We start from the raw sequence: 23,586 nt of genomic DNA, 5'->3' as shown, positions 1-23,586 counted from the left end.
GCGCCTGGAGCGCGATGGCGCGAGCCGGGGTCAGCGCAGCGGGCGGGGCCGGGGGAGGCTCACTGCCCGCGCAGTTCCTTCGCCACGTGCGGCGCGCCGTAGACCTTCTCCAGCGCCTGGAGGATGGCGCGCACATCCACGGACGTGGCGCGGTTCAGGCGCTCGTCGTAGAGGAAGCGGCCGCCCAGGCTGTCGAGGTTGCCGTCGAAGATCAGGCCCACGAGCTCGCCGTCCTTGTTGACGATCGGCGAGCCGGAGTTGCCGCCGATGATGTCGTTGGTGGAGACGAAGTTCATGGGCACGCTCATGTCGAGCTGGTTCCGGGCGGCGGCCACCTTGGGCGCCACCTTGAAGGGCGGCACGTTGTCGAAGGCGTCGGCGCGGGCGAAGAGGCCGCCGAACACGGTCTTGTAGGGCAGGCGGTAGCCGTCGCTCTCATAGCCGGCCAGGCGGCCGTAGCTGAAGCGCAGCGTGCCCGTGGCGTCCGGCGACACGCTCTGGCCCATCAGCTCGAAGCGGGCCCGGCCCAGCAGCTCGGCGGCGCGCTTGAGGGGCTCGTCCACCTCGCGCTCCATGCGGCGCGACTGCTCGCGCTGCAGCGGGTAGAGCTGGCGGGCCAGCACGATGGCGGGGTCGGTCGAGGCGTCGATGGCCGCCGCGCCGCCTTCCAGCAGACGCACGCGCTCGGCGAGCTGGTCGAGGCGCGTGCCGTCGATCAGCGCCTGGGCGGCGGCGCCGGGCGTCTGCGGGCCCACCGAGGCCTTCACGAAGGGATGGTCGATGCCCAGCGCCTGCTGCGCGCGCGCCAGCTGCAGCGTGTAGCGGGCCAGCTCCAGGTCCTTGTAGGTGGGCACGTCGGCGCGCACGCGGCGCTCGGCGGCGGCCAGGCCATTGGCCGAATAGCCGCGCATGCGCTCGCCCTCGGGCAAGGCGCGCTCGCGGGCGATCTCGACCAGCGTCATGGCCGTCCCGAGCAGCGTGTTGAAGCCGGCGTTGGCGTAGGCGGCCTCGCGGGCCAGCTCGACCTGGCGGCGCGTGGCCGCCTCGACCTGCGCCCAGGGCTGGTCCTGGCGGCCCAGCTTGGCATAGCCCGCGCGGAACTGCGCCTCCTCCTGGCGCTTGCGCTCGAAGTTGGCGGGGTCCTGCAGGGACTTGAGCTGGCCGGTGTTGGCCTTGAGCGTGTTCTCGATGCCAGCCACCAGCGCGTGGGCGCGGCGGGCGCTCTCCGGGGATTGCGCGCCATAGGCCGCCAGCGTCTTGAGCTGCGCCTTCGCACCGGCGATGGCCAGCGGCAGCAGCGCGTCGCGCTTGGCCTCCAGCTGAGCGACGGTGTTCAGGCGGTCGGTGTTGCCGGGGTGGCCGATCACGAAGACCGGGTCGCCCTCGCGCGGCGCCTGCGAGGCCAGCTTGAGGTAGTGCTCGGGCTGCACCGGCTTGCCGTTCTCGTAGACGCGCAGCAGCGAGAAGTCGAGGGCGAAGCGGGGGAAGTTGAAGTTGTCCGGGTCGCCGCCGAAGTCGGAGGCGTGGCCCTCGGGCGCCACCACGAGGCGCACGTCCTGCCATTCCTTGTAGCGGTAGAGGTGGTACAGCGCCCCGCTGTAGAGCGTGACCACGTCGCACTTCATGCCGGTGCTGCTCTTGCAGTCCGATTCCAGCTTGGCGATGGCGGCCTTGCGGGCGGCGGCAGCCTCGGCGTCGCTCATGCCGGGCCGGGCGGCGGCGGTGACGGTGGCGGTGACGTCCTCCCAGGACATCAGCACGCGGGCATCGGCGCCCGGGCACTGCAGCTCCTGCTCGCGGGTCGCGGCGACGAAGCCGTTGGCAATCAGGTCACGCTCGGCGGTGGAGAGGCGGGCGATGCAGCTGCGCGCCACGTGGTGGTTGGTCAGCAGCAGGCCGTCCTTGGAGACGAAGCTCGCCGAGGCGCCGAAGCGCACCGCCGACTTGCGCACATGCTCCAGCCAGGCGGGGCTGAGGGTCAGGCCGTAGCGCTGCTGGATGAGCTGCAGCGGCGCGTTGTCGAAGGTCCACATCCCTTCGTCCGCCCGCGCGGGGCCGGCGAGGCTGAACAGGCCGGCCAGCCCGAGGGCGGCGGCCAGCGAGGAGCTGAGGAAGGAGGGGCAGGTCTTGCGCATGGTCGGTCTCGGTCAGCAGCGAAGCTGCCGAGTGTGCGCCCGGACGCGCCGCCGCCGCCAGCCTCAGGCGACGAGTGACGGTTTGCGGGCCCCCAAGCCCGCCCGGCTCACTGGTTCGTCGGCAGCTGCTCCGGCTGGACGTTGGCCCGGTTGGCGCCATTCCAGGTCCCGTACAGCGGATGCGGCATGTGCACCGGCGTGATGTCCAGGTACAGGCCGAGCACGGTGTAGTCCTCGGGGCCCAGCTCGTCCGTGCTCCAGCCCACGCTGCCCTTGCCCTTGTAGAGGCGGAACAGGAAACCGAGCTCGGCCAGCGGATCGCCCGGCTTGGGGATCACGTCGAAGGCCAGGCCGCGGACCTCGGGCTTGTTGCTGTCGATCAGGTAGGCCATGGCGTTGGCAATGGTCTGGTCGCCCAGCATGTCGAGGTGGAAGAGATCGTCGGTGTAGTAGGGCTTGTAGTCGGACGCGTAGGGGTCCAGCTTCTGCCCGCGCAGCTTGACGGGCGTGGGCGTGGTGATGCGGGTGCGCGTGTTGAAGCGGTCCCCGTGGTCCAGGTAGGTCAGGCGGGCGTTGGTGACGTTGAAGGCGCCCAGCGTGGGATCGGTCTTGACCTCGCTGAGGTCCACGATCATGGCGCCGCGGCCGCCGATGATCTCGATCTCGTCCCCGCGAATGACCGCGGCGCTGTTCTCCTCGACGCCCAGGCCCAGCTTGTAGCCCTTGGCCATCATCAGCGGGATCATGCGGCCGAAGCGGCCGCGCTTGAGGAAGTGCTGGTCCACGAACAGGTCCGGCCCCACGAAGCCGAGGCCGCGGTCCACCTGCTTGCCCTCGACCCACTTGCCTTTCATGATGTTGATGACGCTGGGCGCGTCACGGAACATCACCGAGCTCATGATGGCCGCGCCGGCGGAGGTGCCGGCCACCACGCCGCCCTTGCGGTAGACCTCCCAGATGGCCTCCAGCATGGGCGTCACGTTGCCGCCGGGCATCAGCACATCAACGATGCGCTCCTGCGAGCCACCCGTGAAGAACACACCCTTGGACGCCTTGACCTTGGCGATCAGCGCCGGGTCGCGCACGACCTTGTTGAGATCCACCCAGCTGAACTTGGGCGCCACGGGGAGGGCCTCGGCGACGGCACCGCGGCGCTGCAGCAGCTCCACGGCCTGCTTGGCGCTGGCCTCGGGGTCCTCCGAGGCCGTGCCGAAGACGACGAAGCGCGAGCCCTTGCCGCCAGCCAGCTGCACGATGCGGCCCCACACCTCCTCGTTGTCCGACTTCAGCGCGCCCCCGATGGGAATGGCATAGCCCTTGATCGCCAGCTCGCTGCCCGGCTGCGGTGCGCTGGCCGCCGGCGGCGGGGCCGCGGGCTTGGGCGGGTTGGCGCGCCCCAGGCCCGGAATGATCGTCCAGATGCCGCTGGCCGGCGGCGGCGTGCTGCTCGCCGGCGTGGAGGGCGTCTTCTTGTCGCTGCCCGCGGCCTGCACGGCAGGCGCGGTGGCCGCCATCAGCAGGGCCAGGATCGCGGACAGGACGGGCAGTGAGGTCTTCTTCGAGGCAGTCATGGCGGAAGCGTGTCAGGGCATCGGAACAGCAGGATGTCAGTATGCGGGCCCCGCGTGGGCCATCCGTTCGCAAGTCGCACAGCCCACACCACAGACGGGGGACAGGCGTTGTGTGCGATGCACAAATGCTGCCCGCACGGATTCACGCATCGGTCATCACGGTGCCATCATGCCGCAGACCGCCCACCTCGACGTGGGCAAGACCTGACCCTCGCACAAGCCCCGTCTTTCGCGAAGGCGCCCTTCGTCCCCAGGGAGTCCCATGAGCCAGATCCGCACGCCCCGTTCCACCGTCCGATTCACCCCGCGCGCCACGGCGCAGGCCGTGCTGCTGTGCCTGGCCAGCGCGCCGGCCTGGGCGCAGGCGCCCGTGGTCGACGCGCAGCTGCAGAAGGTGGAGATCACCGGCTCGGCCATCAAGCGGCTCGAATCCGAGACGGCGCTGCCGGTGCAGGTGATGACGCGCCAGGACATCCAGAAGCAGGGCCTCACGACGGCGGCGGAGATCGTGGCGAGGCTCAGCGCCAGCGCCAGCAACCTGACCGACGGCGGCAGCATCGCCTTCGGCGCTTTCCGCGATCAGCAGGGCATGAACGGCGCGAACCTGCGCGGCATCGGCGTGTCCTCGACGCTGGTGCTGCTCAACGGCCGGCGCATGGCCAACTTCGCCTCGCCGGGCGACGCGGCGGGGGTGGACCTCAACAACATCCCGGCGGCCGCCATCCAGCGTGTGGAGATCCTGCTGGACGGCGCCTCGGCGCTCTACGGCAGCGACGCCATCGGCGGCGTCATCAACTTCATCACCCGCAAGGACTACGAGGGTCTCGAGCTCAACGCCAGCGCCGGCAACACCAGCGAAGGCGGCGGAGGCAAGCGCACGGCCTCGATCGCCGGCGGCTTCGGCGACCTGGCGCGCGACGGCTTCAACGTGTTCGCGGTGGTGGACCTGCAGAAGACCACACCGCTGAACGCCAGCCAGCGCCAGTTCATCAACGACCTGGAGATCCCCAAGAACCTGCCGGACCTGCTCTCCAGCGCCGGCTTCCCGGGCAACATGATCCTGAGCAGCAGCCAGCGCAACCTGCTGATCGCCGACAAGTTCTCGACCAACGGCAAGACCGTCATCAGAACGAAGACGATCAACCCGGCGGCCGCCACGGGCTGCAACGCACCGGCCACGCTGTACCTGCCGGACGGCATCGGCGGCGTCGACGGCTGCACCTACGACTACATGCGGGACATCGAGCTCTACCCCAAGTCGAGCAAGAGCAGCCTCTTTGCGCGCGGCGTCCTGGACCTGGGCCAGGGGCACCAGTTCTTCGCCGAGGCGGCCCTGAGCCGCTCGCGCACGCTGTACTCCGGCACGCCCAACCGCGTGGATGCCGACATGGACGTGTCCAAGGTCAGCGCCCTCTCCAAGACCAGCCTGGCCGCGCTGGACGCCGACGACGAGGACCGCATCATCACCGTGCGCACGCGCCTGACCGAGGCCGGCCTGCGCACCAGCGAGCTGGTCTCCAGCGGCCAGCGCTACGTGGCCGGCATGAGCGGCGTCTTCAAGGGCTGGGACTACGAGTTCGCGCTGAACCACAGCCGCAACAAGGTGTCCGACCGCGACCACCAGGGCTATCTCAACAAGCAGACGATCCTCGACGGCTTTGCCGCCGGCACGCTCAACGCCTTCGGCCCTTCGGGCGCCGACGGCCTGGCCCTCTACGAGAAGGCCCAGATCCGTGGCGAGGTGCGCCGCGCCACCGGCACCATGAGCAGTCTCGACTTCAAGGCCTCCAGCGCCCTGGCCAAGCTCGCGGGCGGGGATCTGGCCCTGGCCTTCGGGGGCGAACTGCGCCGCGAGCGCCAGGACTACCACCAGTCCGAGGCGCTGGCCCAGAACCTGATCCTGGGGGAGACCTCCCAGGGCCCTGATGCCGACTTCGGCCGCTCGCGCCGCGTGAGCGGGCTGTACGCCGAGCTGAGCGCGCCCGTGACGCCGGAGATCGAGCTGCAGGCCGCCGTGCGCCGGGAGCACTACCAGCGCACCGGCAGCGCCGTGAGCCCCAAGCTGGGCATCAAGTACACGCCGGACAAGACCGTGCTGCTGCGCGCCTCGATGGGATCGGGCTTCCGCGCGCCCAGCCTGACGGACCTCTACCGCCCCGTCACGGAGGGCACGGCCGCCACCCTGGTCGACCCGGTCTGCATGGCCGCGGACCCCAGCAACACCGTCACGGACTGCTCCGACACCTGGACCACGCTGGCCTACAGCAACGCCGACCTCAAGCCGGAGAAGTCCCGCCAGTTCAGCTTCGGTGCCGTGTTCGAGCCCCGGCGCGACCTCATGCTCAGCGTGGACTACTGGAACATCGAGAAGCGCGACCTGATCGGCACCGTGGGCGTGGACGTGATCCTTGCCCACCTGGACAAGTACGCCAGCCTGGTCCATCGCAACGACGACAACGAGATCGACCACATCGACCTGCGCAAGGAGAACCGCGGCCGCCAGAAGCTCTCCGGCCTGGACTTCAGCGCGTCGATCGGCGGGCTCAAGAGCAGCGTGGGCACCTTCGGGCTGCACCTCAACGGCACGCTGACCCTGCGTTCCCAGCAACAGCCTGGCAAGGACGATCCCTTCTTCAGCAACCTCGGCCACTTCATCAACGACGGCGTGGTGCAGCGCTGGCGGCACACGGTCAGCGCGGACTGGGAACGGGGCGACTGGAGCGCCACGCTGTCCAACAGCTACCTCTCGGGCTACACGGACCAGACCATCGAGGGCAAGGCCGACCGGCAGGTGAAGGCCTACTCGCTGTGGGACCTGACCGGCGCCTGGAACGCCACCCCCAACCTGACGCTGCGCGCGGGCATCAAGAACCTGCTCGACCAGGCGCCGCCGTACTCGCAGCAGGCCTGGTTCTTCCTGTCCGGCTATGACCCGAGCTACACCGACCCGCGCGGCCGCTTCGTCTACGCCAGCCTGCAGTACCGCTTCAAGTAAGAACCAGGCGGCTCACCGGTAGCGCTGGAGCAGCCGCTCCAGGCTGCCGTCGCTGATCAGATCGCCCAGGGCCTGGTTGAGCGCCGGCAGCGCCACGCTGCTGCGAGGCGACAACGCGCACTGAGCAAGGTAGCTGCCCACCTGCAGGGGCGGGTGCAACGGCGTGCTGAACGCACCGACGCGCTGCTGGTACTGCAGATAGCGCTGGGTCAGCACGAGATGGTCGACGCGCCCCAGGGTCAGCTTGCGCAGGCTGGCGGCGCTGTTGGGGGCGTTGTCGCGCACGAGCTGCGGGCCGAGGGTCCGCTCCAGCTCGGGATAGGCATAGCCCCCGACCGTGCCGAGCGGCTGGCCGGCCAGCGCCTGCACGGAGGCCGGCGCCGGGCGGCTCTGGCGCGTGACCACCCAGATGGCATTGGGCAGGAAGCCCCGGCTCCAGGCGAAAGGACCCGGCAGCCATTCGGGAAGATAGTCGCAGAGCAGGTCCGCCTCCCCCGAGCTCAATGCGGCCGCCACCCGGCGGCGCGGCAGCATCAGGAAGCGGACATCCCGCCCGAGCCGCTGGGCCAGCTGCACACCGAGGTCATGGTTGATGCCGTCGACGAGCTGCCCCCGCTCCATGCGGGCGCTGGGCATCTCGGCGCTGTCGTCGACCAGGAACACCAGCGGCGCCACCGGCGACGCACCGGGCGGGGCAGCGGCCTGGGCCGCCGGAGCCCCTGGGGCGCTGAGGGCCAGGAGCGTGACAAGACCTGACCCCAGACCCGGCGGCCAACGGCGCCGGACGGCCCCGCGCCCTCCGGGCACGACGCCAGGGGCGGGCGGCTCACCGGCGGGACGGGCGATGGACGGGCACGGGAAGGACATGCCCTCGATCATGCCGCATGCGATGTGGTCGCCTGGCCTCAGTCAGTGCCGGATCAGCGGGCCGCCTGCCCGAAAACCTGGGACAGCTGGGCGGCGCGGCGGCGATCCCGCTGGCGGCCGGCGGACTCGCGCAGGGCCTCATCGGCCTGCTGGCGCTGCAGCACCGAGGGCACGGCCGACGCCGCCGGGTCGAGGTTGGCCAGCCAGCTCTTGCCTGCCGCCAGCGACTGCGGGGCGGCCAGCTTGTCCAGCTCGCCCGCCGGCACCCAGGGCATCACCTGCGACATCACCAGCGCCACGCGCGGCTTGATCCGGCTGTCGCCGACACGACCGCGCTGGCCCCAGCTGAGCAGGATGTTCGAGCTGGTGCTGCTGGACGTCAGCGCGGGCACCACGGCCACGTCGCGCTGGATGCCGAATCGCAGCTGCATCATGGCCTCCTCGGCCAGCATGGCGGCGTCCTCGCGGCCGACGTCGGCGCCGTCGGGCAGCGAGTAGTTGTACTCGTCCGTCGCGCGGTCCGGCGCGAAGAAGCCCACGATGTCCTGCGGGGTGTAGGCACGCTGCGTGGCCGTCGAGGCCTTGCCGAAGAACTGCACCTTGCCCAGGCCCACCATCTCGCTCGATTGCAGCGGCAGGCGCGCGGCCAGGTCCTTCGAGGCGGTGACGCCGGCATCGACCTCGTAGACACGCAGGTTCGGGTTGAGCACGGCGTGCAGGCGCGGCGGCGTGGCGTCGCCGGCATGGGTCAGCTCGTGATACAGCAGGCTGCCCAGGCGGGCATGCAGCGCGGAAAGCTCACGGCTCTTGCGCTCGGTCACCGGGTAGCTGCCGCCGGCGTAGTCCTTGTCCTTCACGTAGCGCCACAGCATGGTGTAGCCCAGGTCGCCGCCGAAGTCGGCGCGCGGGTCCGGCGTCTCGCTGACCGTGTCGCGCTGCTCGGGCGTGAGCCACAGATAGCTGGCATCCAGGTAGATGGCGCCGGTCGCGACCCAGAAGAAGGCCGGCCGCACGCGGGCGCCGATGACGACGGCGGTCGTCGCCTTCAGCAGGTTGCGGAAGTCGCCATGCGGGTCCTGTTCGCGCAGGTAGCGCTCGAAGACCTCGGCCATCCAGTCATGGCTGACGAGCACGCGGGCCATCACCTGCTCGACGGTGGGCGTGGCGCCGCCCGTCTCCGAGCCGAGCATGGGCAGGCGGCCGAGGCTGCACAGGCGGGCGCGGTCCACGGTCGGGCCGTAGATGCAGTCCGCCAGGGCGCTGGCGTGCGGGCTGCTGCGCAGGTAGGGATAGACGCGCGAGCTGGCGTTGCCGGCGTCGAACAGCGGCTGGCCCGTCGTGCCGGGCAGCGGCTGCACGAGCACGCGGAAGCCCTGGCTCAGCGACGTGCCGTTGGCGAGCTTCACGTCGACACGGAACTGCAGCGCCGTGTCGGTGCCCACGAGCGGTCCCTTGAACAGGATGCGCGGCGTGCCGGCGCCCTGCAGGCCCACGGCAGCCGGGCCCTCGGTCTGGGTCCAGCTGTAGGTGGCCGCGGCCGCGTCGGCGGCGGACAGGCCCGGCAGCCAGGCGCGCAGCGAGGCGCCGTCGCCGGTCCACAGCGAGGCGTCGCCGCGCACGACCAGGGCCTGCCCCGTGGCGCCGGCCACCTGCATCTGCAGGTCCTGCGTCTGGCGCTGGCCGCGGGCGTCCAGGTAGCTGAAGGTGAAGGCGTAGTTGCCGGCCGCCGGCTCGAGGCTCAGTGCCGCCGATCGCGGGGACAGCAGGGGCAGCGGCGCTCCTTGCGTCTGCGTCCATTGCGGATCACCGAGCGTGAAGCCGCAGGCCTGGGCCTGCACCTCGACGTTGTGACCCGCCTGCGGCACGCCGGAGGCCACCAGCGTGACGGTGCCGTTCGTGCAGGGCGTGGGCGTGGGGGTTGGGGTCGGCGTGGGTGTGGGCGTGGGCGTCGGGGTGGGGGTGGGCGAGGGGCTCGATCCGCCGCCACCGCCACCACAAGCGCTCAGCACGATCGCCGCCACACCTGCCGCCACACCTGCTCTCACACCCGGCCGCCATGCGGCAGCCATCCGGTTCAACACGCCATCCATGAAATTCCCTCGCTCCTGAAAACAATGGCGACGCACGGGACGCGGTCGCCAGCCTCGATGCCGCCAGGCCCGCTGTCACCGGTCGGCCTGGGAGCAGGCGCGCGGTGCAGCCATGATGAAGGTCACTGGCAGGCGGCGCGATTGTGGAGCGAATTCAGGGGACAGGGTATGCGGGGATCAGCCATTGACAACCCGCGCATGGAAGCCGGCGAGATCATCTTCCCGCAGGCCCAGGTAGATGGGATCGCCGTGGCGGCGGTGGATGTTGATCTTGGCGTTGTAGACGCGGTGCAGCAGGCCGTGCTTGTCCTGGATCTCGTATTCGTTGATGCCGTAGCTGCCGCCGAAGGCCGTGTCGCGCTGGCCCGTGAGGTAGCAGGCGATCTCGTCGATCTCCGAGCCCCCCAGCGCCAGGCCGTTGAGCGCCTGCAGCGGCGCGCGGGTGCGGTCGACAAAGTCCTTGCTGTCCACCATGAGCAGCTCTTCCCCGTCACGCATGGCGGTGTAGAACTTGCCCACGAGGATCTGGCCCGGCAGCGCCCGCTCGATCATGCGCGCCAGCTCGATCGTCACCTGGCCCACCAGGTAGCTGAACGATGTCGGGTTCAGGCCCTCGCTCTGATAGAACTCGTAGTGCGAGCCCACATGGAAGCAGGCGCGCAGCCGCGGCACCGTGCCCTTGCGCGTGGCGCGCTCGCGGGCGAGGGCGTTGTCGGCCAGGATGAACTGCAGCAGCTGGTAGAGCTCCACATTGGCCGCCATGCCGCGCATGCGGTTCCAGATGTAGAAGCCGTCGCCCGTGGTGGTGCGGGCGAAGTTGATGTTGATCTCGCGGTCCAGCAGCTTGGCGTAGGCCGCGTTCACCGAGCAGGACAGGCTGCTGAGCTGCACGACCTGCTCCAGCGGCGTCAGCAGGGAGAAGCCCACCGCGTCCAGCAGGATCACGGCGCGATCCTCGACCAGGCGGATGCCGTAGCGCTCGACGATGGCCGCCACGAGCCGCAGGCCCAGCCCCTCGCCGGGCTCGAAGGGCAGGGCGACGCACAGCGGCTCGAGCTCGAGCTCGTCCCCCAGGGCATGGAAGGCCTCGACGCTCAGGTGCTCCTGCTGCGCCAGCAGCGTCTCCAGCATCGTGGCGCGGCGCATGCGCTCGGCGCCGCTCGGCGCGCGTTCGGTGAACTCGGTCAGGAGGCTGTGGGGCGCGAGGAGCACGTCCAGGCCCCGCTCGCTGGGCGTCCAGGCATAGATGAGGTTCTCGCCGAGGCTCCAGAGCTGGTAGAGCTTCTGGTCCAGGAGCACGATGTTGCGCCGTGCCACGTCCTCGTCCAGCCCCTCCGGCAGCGGATAAGCCATGAAGCCATCCAGCCACGATTTGCGCTGACGGGTTTCTTCACTCAAGCTTGTCTCCAGAGGTACTGCGCAATGCAAACCATTGTCGGCGATGCTGCCTCAACCCGACAGCCACGGATCGGGGGATTAACACGGATGTCGGAACCTGCTGACAGACCTTGGCAGCTGAGGGGCGGGCGCCGCGCCACAGTCGGCCTATCATGGCGGGTTTCCCCTTGCCGCGACGCGCATGTCCACTGAGCACCCCACCCGCCCGCCGATGCCGATCGAAAGCCCCATGATCCGGGTCCGTGGCGCGCGCACCCACAATCTGAAGAACATCGATGTGGACCTGCCGCGCAACCAGCTGGTGGTGATCACCGGGCTGTCCGGCTCCGGCAAGTCCAGCCTCGCCTTCGACACGCTCTACGCCGAGGGCCAGCGCCGCTACGTCGAGAGCCTCTCGGCCTACGCCCGGCAGTTCCTGCAGCTGATGGACAAGCCCGAGGTCGATGTGATCGAGGGCCTCTCGCCGGCCATCTCGATCGAGCAGAAAGCCACCAGCCACAACCCCCGCTCGACCGTCGGCACCGTCACCGAGATCCACGACTACCTGCGCCTGCTCTACGCCCGCGCCGGCACGCCCTTCTGCCCCGACCACGGCCTGCCGCTGGAGGCCCAGAGCGTGGGGCAGATGGTCGATGCCGTGCTGGCCATGCCGGAGGGCAGCAAGCTGATGCTGCTGGCCCCCGTGGTGCGGGACCGCAAGGGCGAGTTCATCGAGCTCTTCCAGGACCTGCAGGCGCAGGGCTATGTGCGCTTCCGCATCGATGGCATGACCGTCGAGGCCCCGGACCTGCCGGCGCTGAAGAAGGCCGAGAAGCACGACATCGACGTCGTGATCGACCGCGTGCGCCTCAAGGCCGACAGCGCCGAGAGCCTGCGCCAGCGCCTGGCCGAGAGCTTCGAAGCCGCGCTGCGCCTGGCGGAGGGCCGCGCGCTGGTGCTGGACATGGATGGCACCGATCCCAAGAGCGCCGAGCAGATCTTCTCCAGCAAGTTCGCCTGTCCGATCTGCAGCTACTCGCTGCCGGAGCTCGAGCCGCGGCTGTTCTCCTTCAACTCGCCGGTGGGCGCCTGCCCCAGCTGCGAAGGCCTGGGCCACGTGACGGTGATGGACCCGGAGCGCGTCGTCGCCTTCCCCACGCTGAGCCTCGCCAGCGGCGCGGTGAAGGGCTGGGACCGTCGCAACGCCTACACCTTCTCGCTGCTGGAGTCGGTGGCGCGGCACTACCGCTTCGACCTGGACCTGCCCTTCGAGGAGCTGCCCGAGGAGGCGCGGCGCGTGCTGCTGCACGGCTCCGGCACCGAGGACATCGCCTTCACCTACGAGGCGGAAGGCGCCAACGGCAAGAAGCGCTCGGTGAAGCGCTCGCACCCCTTCGAGGGCATCCTGCCCAATCTGCAGCGCCGCTACCGCGAGACCGATTCCAGCGCCGTGCGCGAGGACCTCGCCCGCTACATGGCGCCCAAGGCCTGCCCCGACTGCGAGGGTTCGCGCCTGCGCCGCGAGGCGCGCCACGTGCTGCTGCAGCCGGCCGACCCGGCGGTGAAGGGCCGGCCCATCTACGAGGTCGAGCACGCCACGCTGCGCGAGTGTCTCGACTATTTCGAGGGCCTGACGCTCAAGGGCGCCAAGGCCGAGATCGGCGACAAGGTCGTGCGCGAGATCGCCGCCCGCCTGCGCTTCCTCAACGACGTCGGCCTCAACTACCTGAGCCTGGACCGCAGCGCGGACACGCTCTCGGGCGGCGAGGCCCAGCGCATCCGCCTCGCCTCGCAGATCGGCTCGGGCCTGACCGGGGTGATGTATGTGCTCGACGAGCCCTCCATCGGCCTGCACCAGCGGGACAACGACCGCCTCATCGCCACGCTGCGCCGCCTGCGGGACCTCGGCAACTCGGTGCTGGTCGTGGAGCACGACGAGGACGCCATCCGCGCAGCCGACCACGTGCTGGACCTCGGCCCCGGCGCCGGCGTGCATGGCGGCCGCATCATCGCGCAGGGCACGCCCGAGGAAGTGGCGGCCAATCCCGAATCGCTGACGGGCCGCTACCTGAGCGGCGTCGACCGCATCGAGGTGCCGAAGCAGCGCCACAGCCTGGCCGAGAGCACCGACCCGCGCACCCTGAAGATCGTCAATGCCCGTGGCAACAACCTCAAGGGGGTGACGGTCGAGTTCCCGGTGGGCCTGCTGACCTGCGTGACGGGTGTGTCCGGCTCGGGCAAGAGCACGCTCGTGAACGACACGCTCTATGCCGCCGTCGCGCGCAAGCTCTACCAGAGCCACCAGGAGCCCGCGCTGCACGACGAGATCGAGGGCATGGACGCCTTCGACAAGGTCATCAACGTGGACCAGTCGCCCATCGGCCGCACACCGCGCTCGAACCCGGCGACCTACACCGGCCTGTTCACGCCCATCCGCGAGCTCTTCGCCGAGATGCCCACCGCCCGCGAGCGCGGCTACGGGCCGGGGCGCTTCAGCTTCAACGTGGCGGGCGGCCGCTGCGAGTCCTGCCAGGGCGACGGCGTGCTGAAGGTGGAGATGCACTTCCTGCCCGATGTCTACGTGCCCTGCGACGTCTGCCACGGCAAGCGCTACAACCGCGAGACGCTGGAGGTGCTCTACAAGGGCAAGAACATCACGCAGGTCCTGGACATGACCGTCGAGGACGCCTGCGAGTTCTTCGGCGCCGTGCCCGGCATCGCGCGCAAGCTGCACACGCTGATGGACGTCGGCCTGGGCTACGTGAAGCTGGGGCAGAGCGCGACCACGCTGTCCGGCGGCGAGGCGCAGCGTGTGAAGCTCGCCCTCGAGCTCTCCAAGCGGGACACCGGCCGCACGCTGTACATCCTCGACGAGCCGACCACCGGCCTGCACTTCGGCGACATCCAGCTGCTGCTCAAGGTCCTGCATGCGCTGCGAGACGCGGGCAACACCATCGTCGTCATCGAGCACAACCTCGACGTGATCAAGACGGCCGACTGGCTGATCGACATGGGCCCCGAGGGCGGCGCAGGCGGCGGCCAGCTGCTGCTGGCGGGGACGCCCGAGGCCCTGGCCCGCTGCGAGCAGAGCCACACCGGGCGCTACCTCGCGCCGCTGCTGGCCCGCGGCTGAGGCGGGCGTTCCGCGGGCGGCGCCGGTCAGCAAGACCTGGCACGCCCGTCCGGAAAAAGCCGAAGGGCCGCTGCGAGGCGGCCCTCTCTTCTTCGGGAGGCGCGGGGCGGTCAGGCGCGCGAGCGGCGCAGCTTGAAGCCCATCGCCACGAGCCCGGCGAGGAACATCAGCCAGACCTGCGGCTCCGGCACCGGCGTGACGGAACCCGCGGGAATCTGCGGCGAGCCGCCGGGCGGCGTGAAGCCATTGCTGCCCGGGTCGCTCGGCAGATTGGCCACCTGCGCGAAGCTGTTGCGATTGCTGGGCAGGCTGTCGATCACACCGGCCGCCGGCGGGTCGATCAGCAGGGGCGGCTCCTCGGCCTCCGCCTTGGCGGCGATGATGTTCTCGGCCTGGATCGGCAGGGCGGCGACGGGCTTGGGCGGCAGGCGCTTGATGCGGCTCACGTTGCGGCACACCGTCGGCACGACGATGCACTGGTTGTCCTCGCAGTACACCAGGCCGCGCTCGGCATGCTCGGCCGTCCACTTCTTGCGCGTGACCGTGCGGCAGACGTTGCCGCTGGCACCGTAGTGCATGTCGCGGATCTCCGCGCCGTACTCGCTCTTGCCCTCGATCGCGTCACGCCGGATGGTGACCATGTCCTCGTACTGCCGCTCGCTCATGCGCTTCTTGAGCTTCAGCCGCGTGCTCTCGGGGATGTCCTTGTAGTCGTCGACGGCCAGGACCACGTCGCCCATGAAGGGATTGACCCCCGGGCGGTCCCAGGAGCAGTGGGGCAAGGTGAGGCCAGAGGCCGCCAGCGCCAGCGTCGCGATCAATGACATGGTAGGTCCCGTTCGACATCGCTCCCGGTACCGCTCAGGCCCGGGATGCTTGAGCCTGCCGGCATGGCGGCGGGCCCTTTGGCGTCAAGTGTAGGGGCCCGCGATGCGCGGCCCGGCCGCAGCCCCTCAATCGCGGGGCCGGCGGCGCATGCGGTATTCACGCTTTTGCGGCGACATGCCGGGGCGGCGCCTGCGCGCGTCCCCTCAAGCCATGTGCCCTCGAGCGTCCGACGCGCGGGCGAAAAAAAACCCGGCCAGGCCGGGTTTCATGCGGAAGCGGGGCCGCAAGCGGCCCCGCGTCACGACAGCTCACTTCAGGTGGCTGTTGATCAGCTTGGTCATCTCGAACATGTCGGCCTTGGCCTTGCCGAAGATCTCCTTCAGCTTGGCGTCGGCATTGATGACGCGCTTCTGCACTTCGTCCTGCAGCTTGTGCTTCTTGATGTATTCCCAGACCTTCTTGGTCACATCGGTGCGGGGCAGCGGCGTTGCACCGACGATGGCCGCCAGCGCGCTGCTGGGGGTCAGGGCCTTCATGAAGGCAGCATTGGGCGTGCGCTTCTTCGCGGGAGCGGCGGCCTTCTTTGCAGGAGCAGCCTTCTTCGCGGGCGCTGCCTTCTTGGCAGGAGCGGCCTTCTTCGCAGGGGCGGCCTTCTTTGCCGGTGCAGCGGCCTTCTTGGCCGGAGCTGCCGCCTTCTTGGCGGGCGCGGCCTTCTTCGCAGTTGCCATTTCGATTCTCTCCATCAAAAGTTGTTGATGTGCCGGGCCACGGGCGAAGGTCGTTCCTTCAAATCTCTCTAGCACCCTGCGCGGCCTATGGTACTGCGGGCCTCTGGCAATGAGAAGGCTTTGCGGGGGGAGGTTGCCCCTAAGACGGCCTCATTTGATGCCGTCACGATTGCTTTTGTCGCGGCGCTGCATCAGTTGCGCGGGCCGCAGCCCCCGAGAGGCCCATCAACACGGGCCTGTGCGGCCTGCGTCACGCGCCGGCACCACCGTCAATAGACGTCACGGCGGTAACGTCCTGATGCAATGAGCGCCTGCAGCCCGGCCTCACCGAGCTGCTCGCGCAGCAGCCGGTCGACGGCCTGCCCCATGCCCTGCAGGCTGCCGCACACATAGATGGCGGCACCGCGCGCGAGCCAGTCGCACAGGCGCTGCCATTCGGCCTGCAGCTGCTCCTGCACATGACGCCCCGGCAGGTCGCGCGAGTAGACGCGGTCCACATGCGCGAGCAGGCCCTTGCGATGCCAGGCCTGCAGCTCCTCCTCGAAATGCGTGTCGTGCCGGGCCTGCCGCTCGCCGTGCAGCAGCCAGACGGGTGCGCCCGCGCCCTGCTCGCGCCATTGCTGCGCGCGATGCTTGAGATGCGCACGCAACCCGGCGATGCCCGTGCCGTTGCCGATGAGGATCAGGGCCCGTTCCTCGTTGCCGGCCTGACGGAACCCCTCGTGGGCCTGCAGGCGCAGATCGAGGGACTGCCCCATCCCGAGCCGATCGCACAGCCAGGCGGAGGCCGCGCCGGGCCGGCCCTGGGCATCTCGCCGCTCGCGCACGAGCAGCTCGAGGCCGCCGTCCCTTGGCAGCGAGGCAATGCTGTAGGAGCGCGGCCGCAGCGGATCGTCCGGCGGAAAGACCTGCACCAGATCGCCGGCCTGCCACTCAGGCGCGGGCGCCCCCGGCGCCACGTCCGGCACGAAACGAAGCCAGAACAGCGGGGCGCCCTGGCTGCCGGGATTGAGGCAGCGACGCTGCTGCAGCGTCCAGCGCGTGCGGCCCGCGTCCTCGGCCTCCACCGCCTTCGCCGGCACTGCGGGAGCGGCCGTCGCCACGAGTCCCTCAAGCTGCGCCCACCAGCGGGCGAGGACGGCAGCGTCGCCGCAGTCGACCTCCAGCGTCTCGAACTTCAGCGTGGCACCGCATCGCGCGAGGCCATGAGCCACCGCGTGCCCGAAGGCGCAGAACGCGCGGTAGCGCCGATCCCCCAGGGCCAGCACGGCGAGCTCGAGCCCGGCCAGCGCCAGCGGGGGCGTGGGCGAGGCGGCCGAAGGCAGGCAGGCCTGCACAAAGGGCTGTGCGCTGTCCGGCGCATCGCCCTCGCCCGTCGTGCTGGCGACGACCAGCGCCAGGCGCGCCTGCTGCAGCGTGGCGGCATCGGCAAGGCCCAGCGGCATGAGACGCACGAGATGCCCGGCGGCCCGGAGCCGCCGCGCCGTCTCCTCGGCGAGGGCCTGGGCCTGCCCGGTCTGGCTTGCATGCAGCACGAGCACCGCGCCGGCCTGGCGACCTTCGGCGTCGAGCCGGGCCTGCTCGGCACGGCGCGCCTGCCGATGGCGCCACCACAGGCCAAGACAGCCTGCGGCATAGAGCGAGAGCAGCACAAGGGCGCCCGCCACCCGCGGTGCGCTGAGGAGCAGGCTCATGCGCCCTCCTCGTCCAGCAGCACCCGCAGCGCAGGGGAGAGCCGCTGGCGCCAGCCGCCAGCCTCGCGCACGACCAGGCGCGCCGCCAGCCCCTCAGCCTCCGCCAGGGCCAGGCCCTCCTCGGGCCCCAGCACCATCAGCGCGGTGGACCAGGCATCCGCCCACATCGCGTGTTCATGCAGCACGGTGACGAGGGCCAGGTCATGCGCCACGGGCTCGCCGGTGCGCGGGTCCAGGGTGTGCGACAGGCGCCGCCCCTGCGCGTCGATGCGGAAGCGTCGGTAGTCCCCCGAGCTGGCCGCGGACAGCTGATGCAGGGCGATGCGCAGCACGGGCAGGGCGCAGTCCGTCGCGGGCGGCTCGACGTCCACCCACCACGGCTGACCTTCCGGCTTGAGGCCGTGGCCGCGCAGCTCGCCGCCGATCTCCACCAGGTGGTGCGGCAGTCCCAGGTCCAGGAGTCGCCGCGAGAGGCAGTCCACCGCGTGCCCCTTGGCGATCGCCGAGAAGTCGAGCATCAGCCCGCCCGGCTGCGTGAGACGCCGGCCTGCGGCGTCCCAGCCCAGCTCGCGCCAGGCCTGCAGCGGGGCGCGGGACTGCGGCCCGGGCTGGCCCGGCGGGCCGAAGCCCCAGCGCTGCACCAGCGCCCCCATGCAGGGATCGAAGGCGCCACCGCTGGCCGCCGCGACGTGGAGGCCCGCCTCGATGACGGCGGCGAAGTCGGGCGGCAGCTCGATGCGCTCCCCCGGCGACAGCGCATTGAAGCGGCACAGCAGCGAGTCCGGCTCCCAATGGCTCAGCTCGGCGACGAGCCCCGCCAGGCGCTGGTCCAGCGCCGCCTCCAGCACGGCCGGGCGCAGCTGCGGCGGCCCGTAGCAGAGCACAGACCAGCTCGTGCCCATGGTCTGGCCGCGCAGGCTGTGCAAGACCTGCCCCCAGGCCGGCGCCTCGGGCACGATGTGCCGGGGAATGGCCAGCTGGGGCGCGGCGGCGTGGGTCACCGGCATCGAGGTCGTCCTCAGCGCGGCAGCACTTCGAAGCTGGCGCTCAGCGAGGCACGCCGCAGCGGCTTCTCGCGCGTGCCCGTCACGCCCGGCGCGGGCTTGTCGCCCTGGCTGACGCCGAGCCAGTAGCGGCCGGCCTCCGCCCAGTCGACGGTGAACTCGCCCTTGGCATCCGTCTTGATCAGCTGCTCGCCCAGCTTGTAGCGGTAGCGGTTGCCCTCGCGCAGCAGTCGCACCGAAGCGTCGGCAAGCGGCTGCCCGTCCAGCAGCAGGCGGAAGCGGCTGCGGTCACCGTGGCTCAGCTCGGTCACGGCGTCCAGCGGCAGCAGCTCCAGGCCCTGGCCCTCGGGGGCGAAGGCCGGCTTGCCCGGCTCTTCCTTGCTGACGAAGACCTGCTGGCGGTTGTGCACCTGCGTCAGGCCCTGCAGCTGCGCGCCGGCGGGCAGCTCCTGGTCGAGGGTCGCGGGCGTGGCGCGGAAGCGCTTGGTCTGACCGTCCTGCACATAGCTGCCCATCAGGGCCAGCTGCACATGGCTGACGCGGTAGGTGCCGTCCTGAGTCAGGCGAAGCTCGAAGCTCTCGCGATGGCGGGCGCTGCTGCGCTGCTGCGCCTCGGCCCGGCTGCCGTCCGGGGCCGTGATGACGATCTGCTCCAGCTTCAGCGCACGCTCGAAGACGAAGAGGTCCTCGGACACGGCCGCGTCCACGGACACCACGGCTTCCTTGCCGTTGACCTGGTAGGTGTTGGCCAGCAGCCAGGTCATGTGCGCCTGCGCCGGGGCGGCGGCGGCCAGGGACAGCGCCAGGGCGCTCAGCAGGGGTCGGGTCTTGCTCCACATGGGCTGGCTCCTCAGGGCTTGATGGACAGTTGGATGGCGCCGAGCTCGTGCTCGCCCTGCGCCTTGGCCTGCTGGGCGGCCTTCACCGGCCAGCTCATCGGCAGGCGCAGCACTTCGCGGCCGCCGGCCTCGCGGGCAGCCTCGACCACCAGCTCATAGTTGCCTGCCGGCAGCGAGGCCAGCGCGGGATGCCTGTCCAGCTGCAGCACGGCCTCGCCGGGCGCACGCGTGGCGCCGCTGACGCCATCGGCGGGCAGGCTCAGCGCGCGGCCACCCTGGCGCCACCACTGGCGCATGTCACGCAGCCACTTCGTGCCGCCGTTGTTGGGCTTCTTGAGGTCGTACCAGACCGCGAGCTGCGCGGCGGCGCCCGGCTCGCCGGCCTTTTCCAGCCACACGGCCACGTAGGGGCGGTGGTACTCGGCCACGTTCAGGCGCGGGAGGTCCAGCTTGAGCTGGACCTCGGCGGCCCAGGCCGACGTGCCGGCCAGGCCCAGCATGCCGAGCGCCCAGGGCGCTCCCGTACGCAGGGGAACAGACAGCTTCTTCATGATCTTTCCTTCTTGAATCCGTGCAGGCAGGGACAGGTGAGGGGGCGCTGCGGCGCTCAGTGCACCAGCAGCAGGGCCAGCAGCGCGGGCAGCACCAGGCCCGCGCCGACCAGCGGCCAGGTGCTCGGCCGGCGTCCGGCGTGCTGCTGCAGGATCAGCAGCCCGGTCACGCAGAACACCAGGCAGGCCCCGGCAAAGACGTCGATGAACAGGCTCCACGCACGGCCGGCGTGGCGCCCCTTGTGCAGATCGTTGACATAGGCCAGCCAGCCGCGGTCGCTGCGTTCGTACTCGACCGCGCCCGCCTGGCGATCGACGCGCAGCCAGGCATCGCCGCCGGGCCGCGGCAGGGCCATGTACAGCTCGTCCTCGGACCACTCGATGCTGCCGTCGCGCGCGAGATCTCCGTCCACCTCGCGGGCCAGCCAGGCCTGCAGGGCGGCCGGCACCGGGGCCTCGCCGCGCAGCGACGTGGCCGTCAGCGCGGGCAGCAGCGTCGCGGGCAGTTGCAGCGTGCGCTGCACCACCTGCGGCTTGCTCTCGATGTCCCCGGCGTGATTGAGCGTGAATCCCGTCACGGCGAACAGCAGCATGCCCACGAGTGACAGCGCCGAGCTGATCCAGTGCCACTGGTACAGCGTGCGCATCCATCCCGGGCGCGCCGGTGCCGTCCTGGCCTCGTCCCCCTTGCCAGCCATCATTCCGCCCATTGCTGCAGCAGCTTGTGATAGTGGCCGGTCAGCGCGGTGACCTCGGCGTTGTCCCCGATCCGGCCCCGCAGCTTGACGATGGTCATGTCGAGCTCGAAGAGCATGGCGCGACGCCAGGCGTCGCGCACCAGGCTCTGCGTCCACAGAAAGGAGGCGACGCGGGCGCCCGAGCGCACCGGCTCGACGCGGTGCAGGGAGGTCGACGGGTAGACGATGGCATCGCCCGCGGCCAGCTTGACCTCGTGCGTGCCATAGCTGTCCTCGACGATCAGCTCGCCGCCCTCGTACTCGTCCGGCTCGGACAGGAAGACCGTCGTCGAGACGTCGGTCCGCACGACCTGGCCGCTGCGGCGGTCCGTCTGGAGGGCGTTGTCGATGTGGTTGCCGTACTGCCCGCCACCCTGGTAGCGATTGAACATGGGCGGCAGCACATGCCGCGGCAGGACGGCGGAGACGAACAGCGGGTGGCGCTGCAGCGCCGCCGACACGCGCTCGGACAGCGCCGCAAAGGCCGGCGAATCCGGGCTCAGCTGCTCGTTGTCCTTGGCCTGAGCGGCCTGCGGTCCGGCTGTGGCAAGACCTGACACCCAACCCGCCTCATCCAGGGCCTTGCGCAGCGTCTGCACCTCGGCCTTGCTCAGTACTTCGGGGATGTGCAGCAGCATGGGCGACTCCTGGATGGGCGATGGCTGGGGGTCGGGGCCCGGTTCAGAACAGCAGGTTGGCGCTCAGCGTGACGCTGCGCTCCGCGCCCAGCTTCATGCGGGCGCCACTGTTGTTGAGCGAGGCGATGTAGGTCTTGTCGAACAGATTGCCCACGTTGAGCTGGAACTTCAGAGTCTTGCTCCAGGCGTAGGCCGCCATCAGATCGGTCACGGTGTAGGCCGGGATGGTGGGCATGTTCTGCGCCGCCGTGGCCGTGGTGATCGCACGCTTCTGCTCGGAGACATGGCGCAGGCCGCCGCCGACGGTCAGGTCGCCGAAGGTGTAGGACGTCCACAGCGTGGCGGTCCAGTCCGGGGACCAGCGCACGCCGACGGTCTCGGTCGTGCGGTCGCTGCTCCACTGGTCCGACTGCTTCGTCTTCATGCGCGCCACGCCCGCCGAGACCTGCCAGAAGTTGGTGATCTGGCCGACGGCCGAGAGCTCCAGGCCCGTCACGCGCGTCTTGCCCATGGGCAGGGGGTTCTTGAGGTCGTCAAAGGAGACCTGACCCTCGTTGCGGGTGTGGTACAGCGCCGCGCTCACGTTCAGGCGACGATCCAGCAGCTCCCACTTCGCGCCCAGCTCGACGTTGCTCGTCTTCTGCGGATCCAGCGCGGCATTGGCCTGGCTGGTGGCGCTGGACGACAGCACGAAGTTGTCGCCGCCTGGCGGGGTGTAGCTGTTGGCCAGCGACACGTACACCGTGCCCTCGGCCGCCGGCTTGTAGACCAGGCCCAGGTTCCAGCTCTTGAGCCAGTCGCTGCTCGAGAGGTTGCTCGGCACGAAGCTGCCGACGTCATAGCCCTGCGGCTTGTAGGTGGCCACATTGCCGCCGGTGCCGCCCGTCACGAGGGTGCTGCTGTGGGTGCGCAGGCTGTAGTGCTCGACGCGCAGGCCGGCGTTCAGCTTGAGCTGCTCGCTCAGGTGCAGCGTGTCGAAGGCGTACAGGGCCTGGGTGAGGCTGCGGCCGTCGGTGTCCGCGCCGGTGGCGATGGGCGTGCCGAGCACGTCGGCCACGTTCGGGGCGTACAGGTTGGCGTTGGGCAGGGCGATGCCCGGCACCTTCGTCTTGTTCAGCACGACGTCCACGGTGCTGCTGCTGCCGTTGGTGAAGCCGCGGTTGCTCTGCGTCTCCATCAGCAGCTCGACGCCGGCGCTGAGGTCGTTCTGCAGGCCACCCAGCTTGAAGCCGGTCACGACGTTGGTCTGGTTGCCCAGGATCTCGTTGCGCTGGTCCACGCGCTGGCGGGAGCGGGCCACCTCGATGGCCTGCGTGGTGGCATTGACGCTCAGAGCGTTGACGCCCGTCAGCACGCGGTCCATGTGGGTGCGGCCGTAGCGGGTCAGGCTGCGCAGCTGCGTGCCACCGCCGAGGTCCATCTCGAGGCGCGCGGAGACCATGTCGGCATCGACCTTCTCGTAGTCGGAGGCGCTGCCGTAGTAGTTCTCGCGGCGGACCTTGCTGGCCGCCTGGATCGTGGCGTTGGCGTTGTAGAAGCCGGCCATGCCCGTGGTGGGGATGGCGCCATCCGGCACGTTGTTCTGGCGCAGGTGCTGGGAGTAGAGGAAGACGCGCGTCGGCGAGTTCAGGCCGAAGGCGATCGAGGGGGCGAGGCCCCAGCCCTTGTTCTTGACGAGGTCACGGCCCTCGACGCCACCGTCCTGCACCATCACGTTGAGGCGTGCGGCGGTGCTGGTGCCCAGCTGGACATTGCTGTCGAGCGTGGCGCGCTTGCGGCTGGCGGTGCCGAGGCTCACGTTGAGCTCGTTGAACTGGTCGGCCTGCGGCTGCTTGCTGATCAGGTTGATGTAGCCGGCGCTGGCGCCCCGGCCGATGTCCGCGCCGGACGGGCCCTTGACCACCTCGACGGACTCCAGATTGAAGGTGTCGCGCGTCACCGCGCCCAGATCGCGCATGCCGTCGACGAAGGTGGCCGACTGCGTGGAGAAGCCGCGCATCTGGAAGGTGTCACCGGCCGAGGTGTTGCCGTTCTCGCCCAGCTGCATGGTGATGCCCGGGGTATTGCGCAGCGCGTCCATCAGCGAGGCCGCGCCCTGCTCCTGCAGCATCTCCTTCTTGATGACCTGCACCGTCTTGGGCGTGTCCAGCAGCGGCTGGGTCAGCTTGGCGTTGGCGCTGGTGTCCGCCTTGAAGCCGGACTCCGGCGCAGCCGTGGCCTTCAGGGTGGGCAGCACCTGCTCCTGCGCCTTGGCGGCGGGGGCGGCGCCTTCGGCGGCCAGGGTCAGACCGGGGAGGCTGCCAGCCAGCAGGGCCAGGGCCGTGGTGCTCAGGCGGACGGGCGCCGCGTGCTTGCGGCTCTTGATGTGGGACATGGACGCTCCGTTTCAGGGTTCGGGG

The 23,586-nt window shown here is 70.2% G+C and carries 16 protein-coding genes; 2 read left to right on the top strand and 14 right to left on the bottom strand.

The genetic code is table 11. The annotated features are described in order from the left end of the window. Window positions 1-59 precede the first annotated feature (59 nt). On the bottom strand, window positions 60-2,135 hold the full coding sequence (locus QRD43_RS03380) for a S46 family peptidase (protein ID WP_285981058.1): 2,076 nt from the start codon (window positions 2,133-2,135) through the stop codon (window positions 60-62). 107 nt (window positions 2,136-2,242) lie between these two features. Then, entirely contained in the window at window positions 2,243-3,706 is a 1,464-nt protein-coding gene (locus tag QRD43_RS03375) for a cyanophycinase (protein ID WP_285981057.1), read from the bottom strand. A gap of 262 nt (window positions 3,707-3,968) precedes the next feature. Between QRD43_RS03375 and QRD43_RS03370 the strand changes: the two genes are divergently transcribed. Then, window positions 3,969-6,701, top strand: a complete 2,733-nt coding sequence (locus QRD43_RS03370; RefSeq protein ID WP_285981056.1) for a TonB-dependent receptor — start codon at window positions 3,969-3,971, stop codon at window positions 6,699-6,701. 12 nt (window positions 6,702-6,713) lie between these two features. On the opposite strand, the gene QRD43_RS03365 is transcribed toward QRD43_RS03370, so the two are convergent. The 3 genes from QRD43_RS03365 to QRD43_RS03355 all read right to left on the bottom strand — a co-directional run bounded on the left by QRD43_RS03365 (window position 6,714) and on the right by QRD43_RS03355 (window position 11,056). Then, entirely contained in the window at window positions 6,714-7,568 is an 855-nt protein-coding gene (locus QRD43_RS03365; RefSeq protein WP_285981055.1) for a substrate-binding periplasmic protein, read from the bottom strand. Between the two features lie 53 nt (window positions 7,569-7,621). Further along, on the bottom strand, window positions 7,622-9,577 hold the full coding sequence (locus QRD43_RS03360; RefSeq protein WP_285981054.1) for a hypothetical protein: 1,956 nt from the start codon (window positions 9,575-9,577) through the stop codon (window positions 7,622-7,624). Window positions 9,578-9,835: 258 nt separating this feature from the next. Continuing rightward, window positions 9,836-11,056: a hypothetical protein gene (locus tag QRD43_RS03355; protein WP_285981053.1), complete on the bottom strand. Its 1,221-nt coding sequence runs from the start codon at window positions 11,054-11,056 to the stop codon at window positions 9,836-9,838. 181 nt (window positions 11,057-11,237) lie between these two features. Between QRD43_RS03355 and uvrA the strand changes: the two genes are divergently transcribed. After that, a complete protein-coding gene (uvrA, locus tag QRD43_RS03350; RefSeq protein ID WP_285981052.1) occupies window positions 11,238-14,168 on the top strand; it encodes an excinuclease ABC subunit UvrA in 2,931 nt (976 codons plus the stop codon). Between the two features lie 110 nt (window positions 14,169-14,278). On the opposite strand, the gene QRD43_RS03345 is transcribed toward uvrA, so the two are convergent. From QRD43_RS03345 to QRD43_RS03305, 9 genes are all read right to left on the bottom strand, one after another. Next, window positions 14,279-14,995 carry an MHFG family PEP-CTERM protein gene (locus QRD43_RS03345; RefSeq protein ID WP_285981051.1) on the bottom strand — a complete coding sequence of 239 codons (717 nt, stop codon included), beginning with the start codon at window positions 14,993-14,995 and terminating at the stop codon, window positions 14,279-14,281. Window positions 14,996-15,304: 309 nt separating this feature from the next. Then, window positions 15,305-15,724 (bottom strand): SWIB/MDM2 domain-containing protein, encoded by a 420-nt coding sequence (locus QRD43_RS03340; protein WP_285981050.1) that lies wholly within the window; start codon window positions 15,722-15,724, stop codon window positions 15,305-15,307. A gap of 269 nt (window positions 15,725-15,993) precedes the next feature. After that, window positions 15,994-17,418, bottom strand: coding sequence for a sulfite reductase subunit alpha (locus QRD43_RS03335; protein ID WP_285981049.1), 1,425 nt, complete (start codon window positions 17,416-17,418; stop codon window positions 15,994-15,996). Continuing rightward, window positions 17,415-18,425: an FAD:protein FMN transferase gene (locus tag QRD43_RS03330; protein ID WP_285981048.1), complete on the bottom strand. Its 1,011-nt coding sequence runs from the start codon at window positions 18,423-18,425 to the stop codon at window positions 17,415-17,417. The genes QRD43_RS03335 and QRD43_RS03330 overlap by 4 nt, the downstream gene beginning before the upstream one ends. 11 nt (window positions 18,426-18,436) lie before the next feature. After that, entirely contained in the window at window positions 18,437-19,261 is an 825-nt protein-coding gene (locus tag QRD43_RS03325; RefSeq protein ID WP_285981047.1) for a DUF4198 domain-containing protein, read from the bottom strand. Window positions 19,262-19,272: 11 nt separating this feature from the next. Next, window positions 19,273-19,812 (bottom strand): DUF2271 domain-containing protein, encoded by a 540-nt coding sequence (locus tag QRD43_RS03320; protein WP_434063819.1) that lies wholly within the window; start codon window positions 19,810-19,812, stop codon window positions 19,273-19,275. A 56-nt stretch (window positions 19,813-19,868) separates the two neighbouring features. Then, window positions 19,869-20,513, bottom strand: coding sequence for a PepSY-associated TM helix domain-containing protein (locus QRD43_RS03315; RefSeq protein ID WP_285981046.1), 645 nt, complete (start codon window positions 20,511-20,513; stop codon window positions 19,869-19,871). Beyond that, window positions 20,510-21,187 carry a Fe2+-dependent dioxygenase gene (locus tag QRD43_RS03310; protein WP_285981045.1) on the bottom strand — a complete coding sequence of 226 codons (678 nt, stop codon included), beginning with the start codon at window positions 21,185-21,187 and terminating at the stop codon, window positions 20,510-20,512. Before QRD43_RS03310 ends, QRD43_RS03315 begins: the two co-directional genes overlap by 4 nt. Before the next feature lie 43 nt (window positions 21,188-21,230). Then, complete coding sequence (locus QRD43_RS03305) at window positions 21,231-23,561, bottom strand: catecholate siderophore receptor Fiu (protein ID WP_285981044.1); 2,331 nt, start codon at window positions 23,559-23,561, stop codon at window positions 21,231-21,233. Window positions 23,562-23,586 lie beyond the last annotated feature (25 nt).

Source organism: Roseateles subflavus, assembly GCF_030285365.1.
GTDB lineage: Bacteria > Pseudomonadota > Gammaproteobacteria > Burkholderiales > Burkholderiaceae_C > Roseateles_B > Roseateles_B subflavus.
Note: the sequence above shows the minus strand (reverse complement) of the source record. Positions and strands in the feature narration are given on the sequence as shown.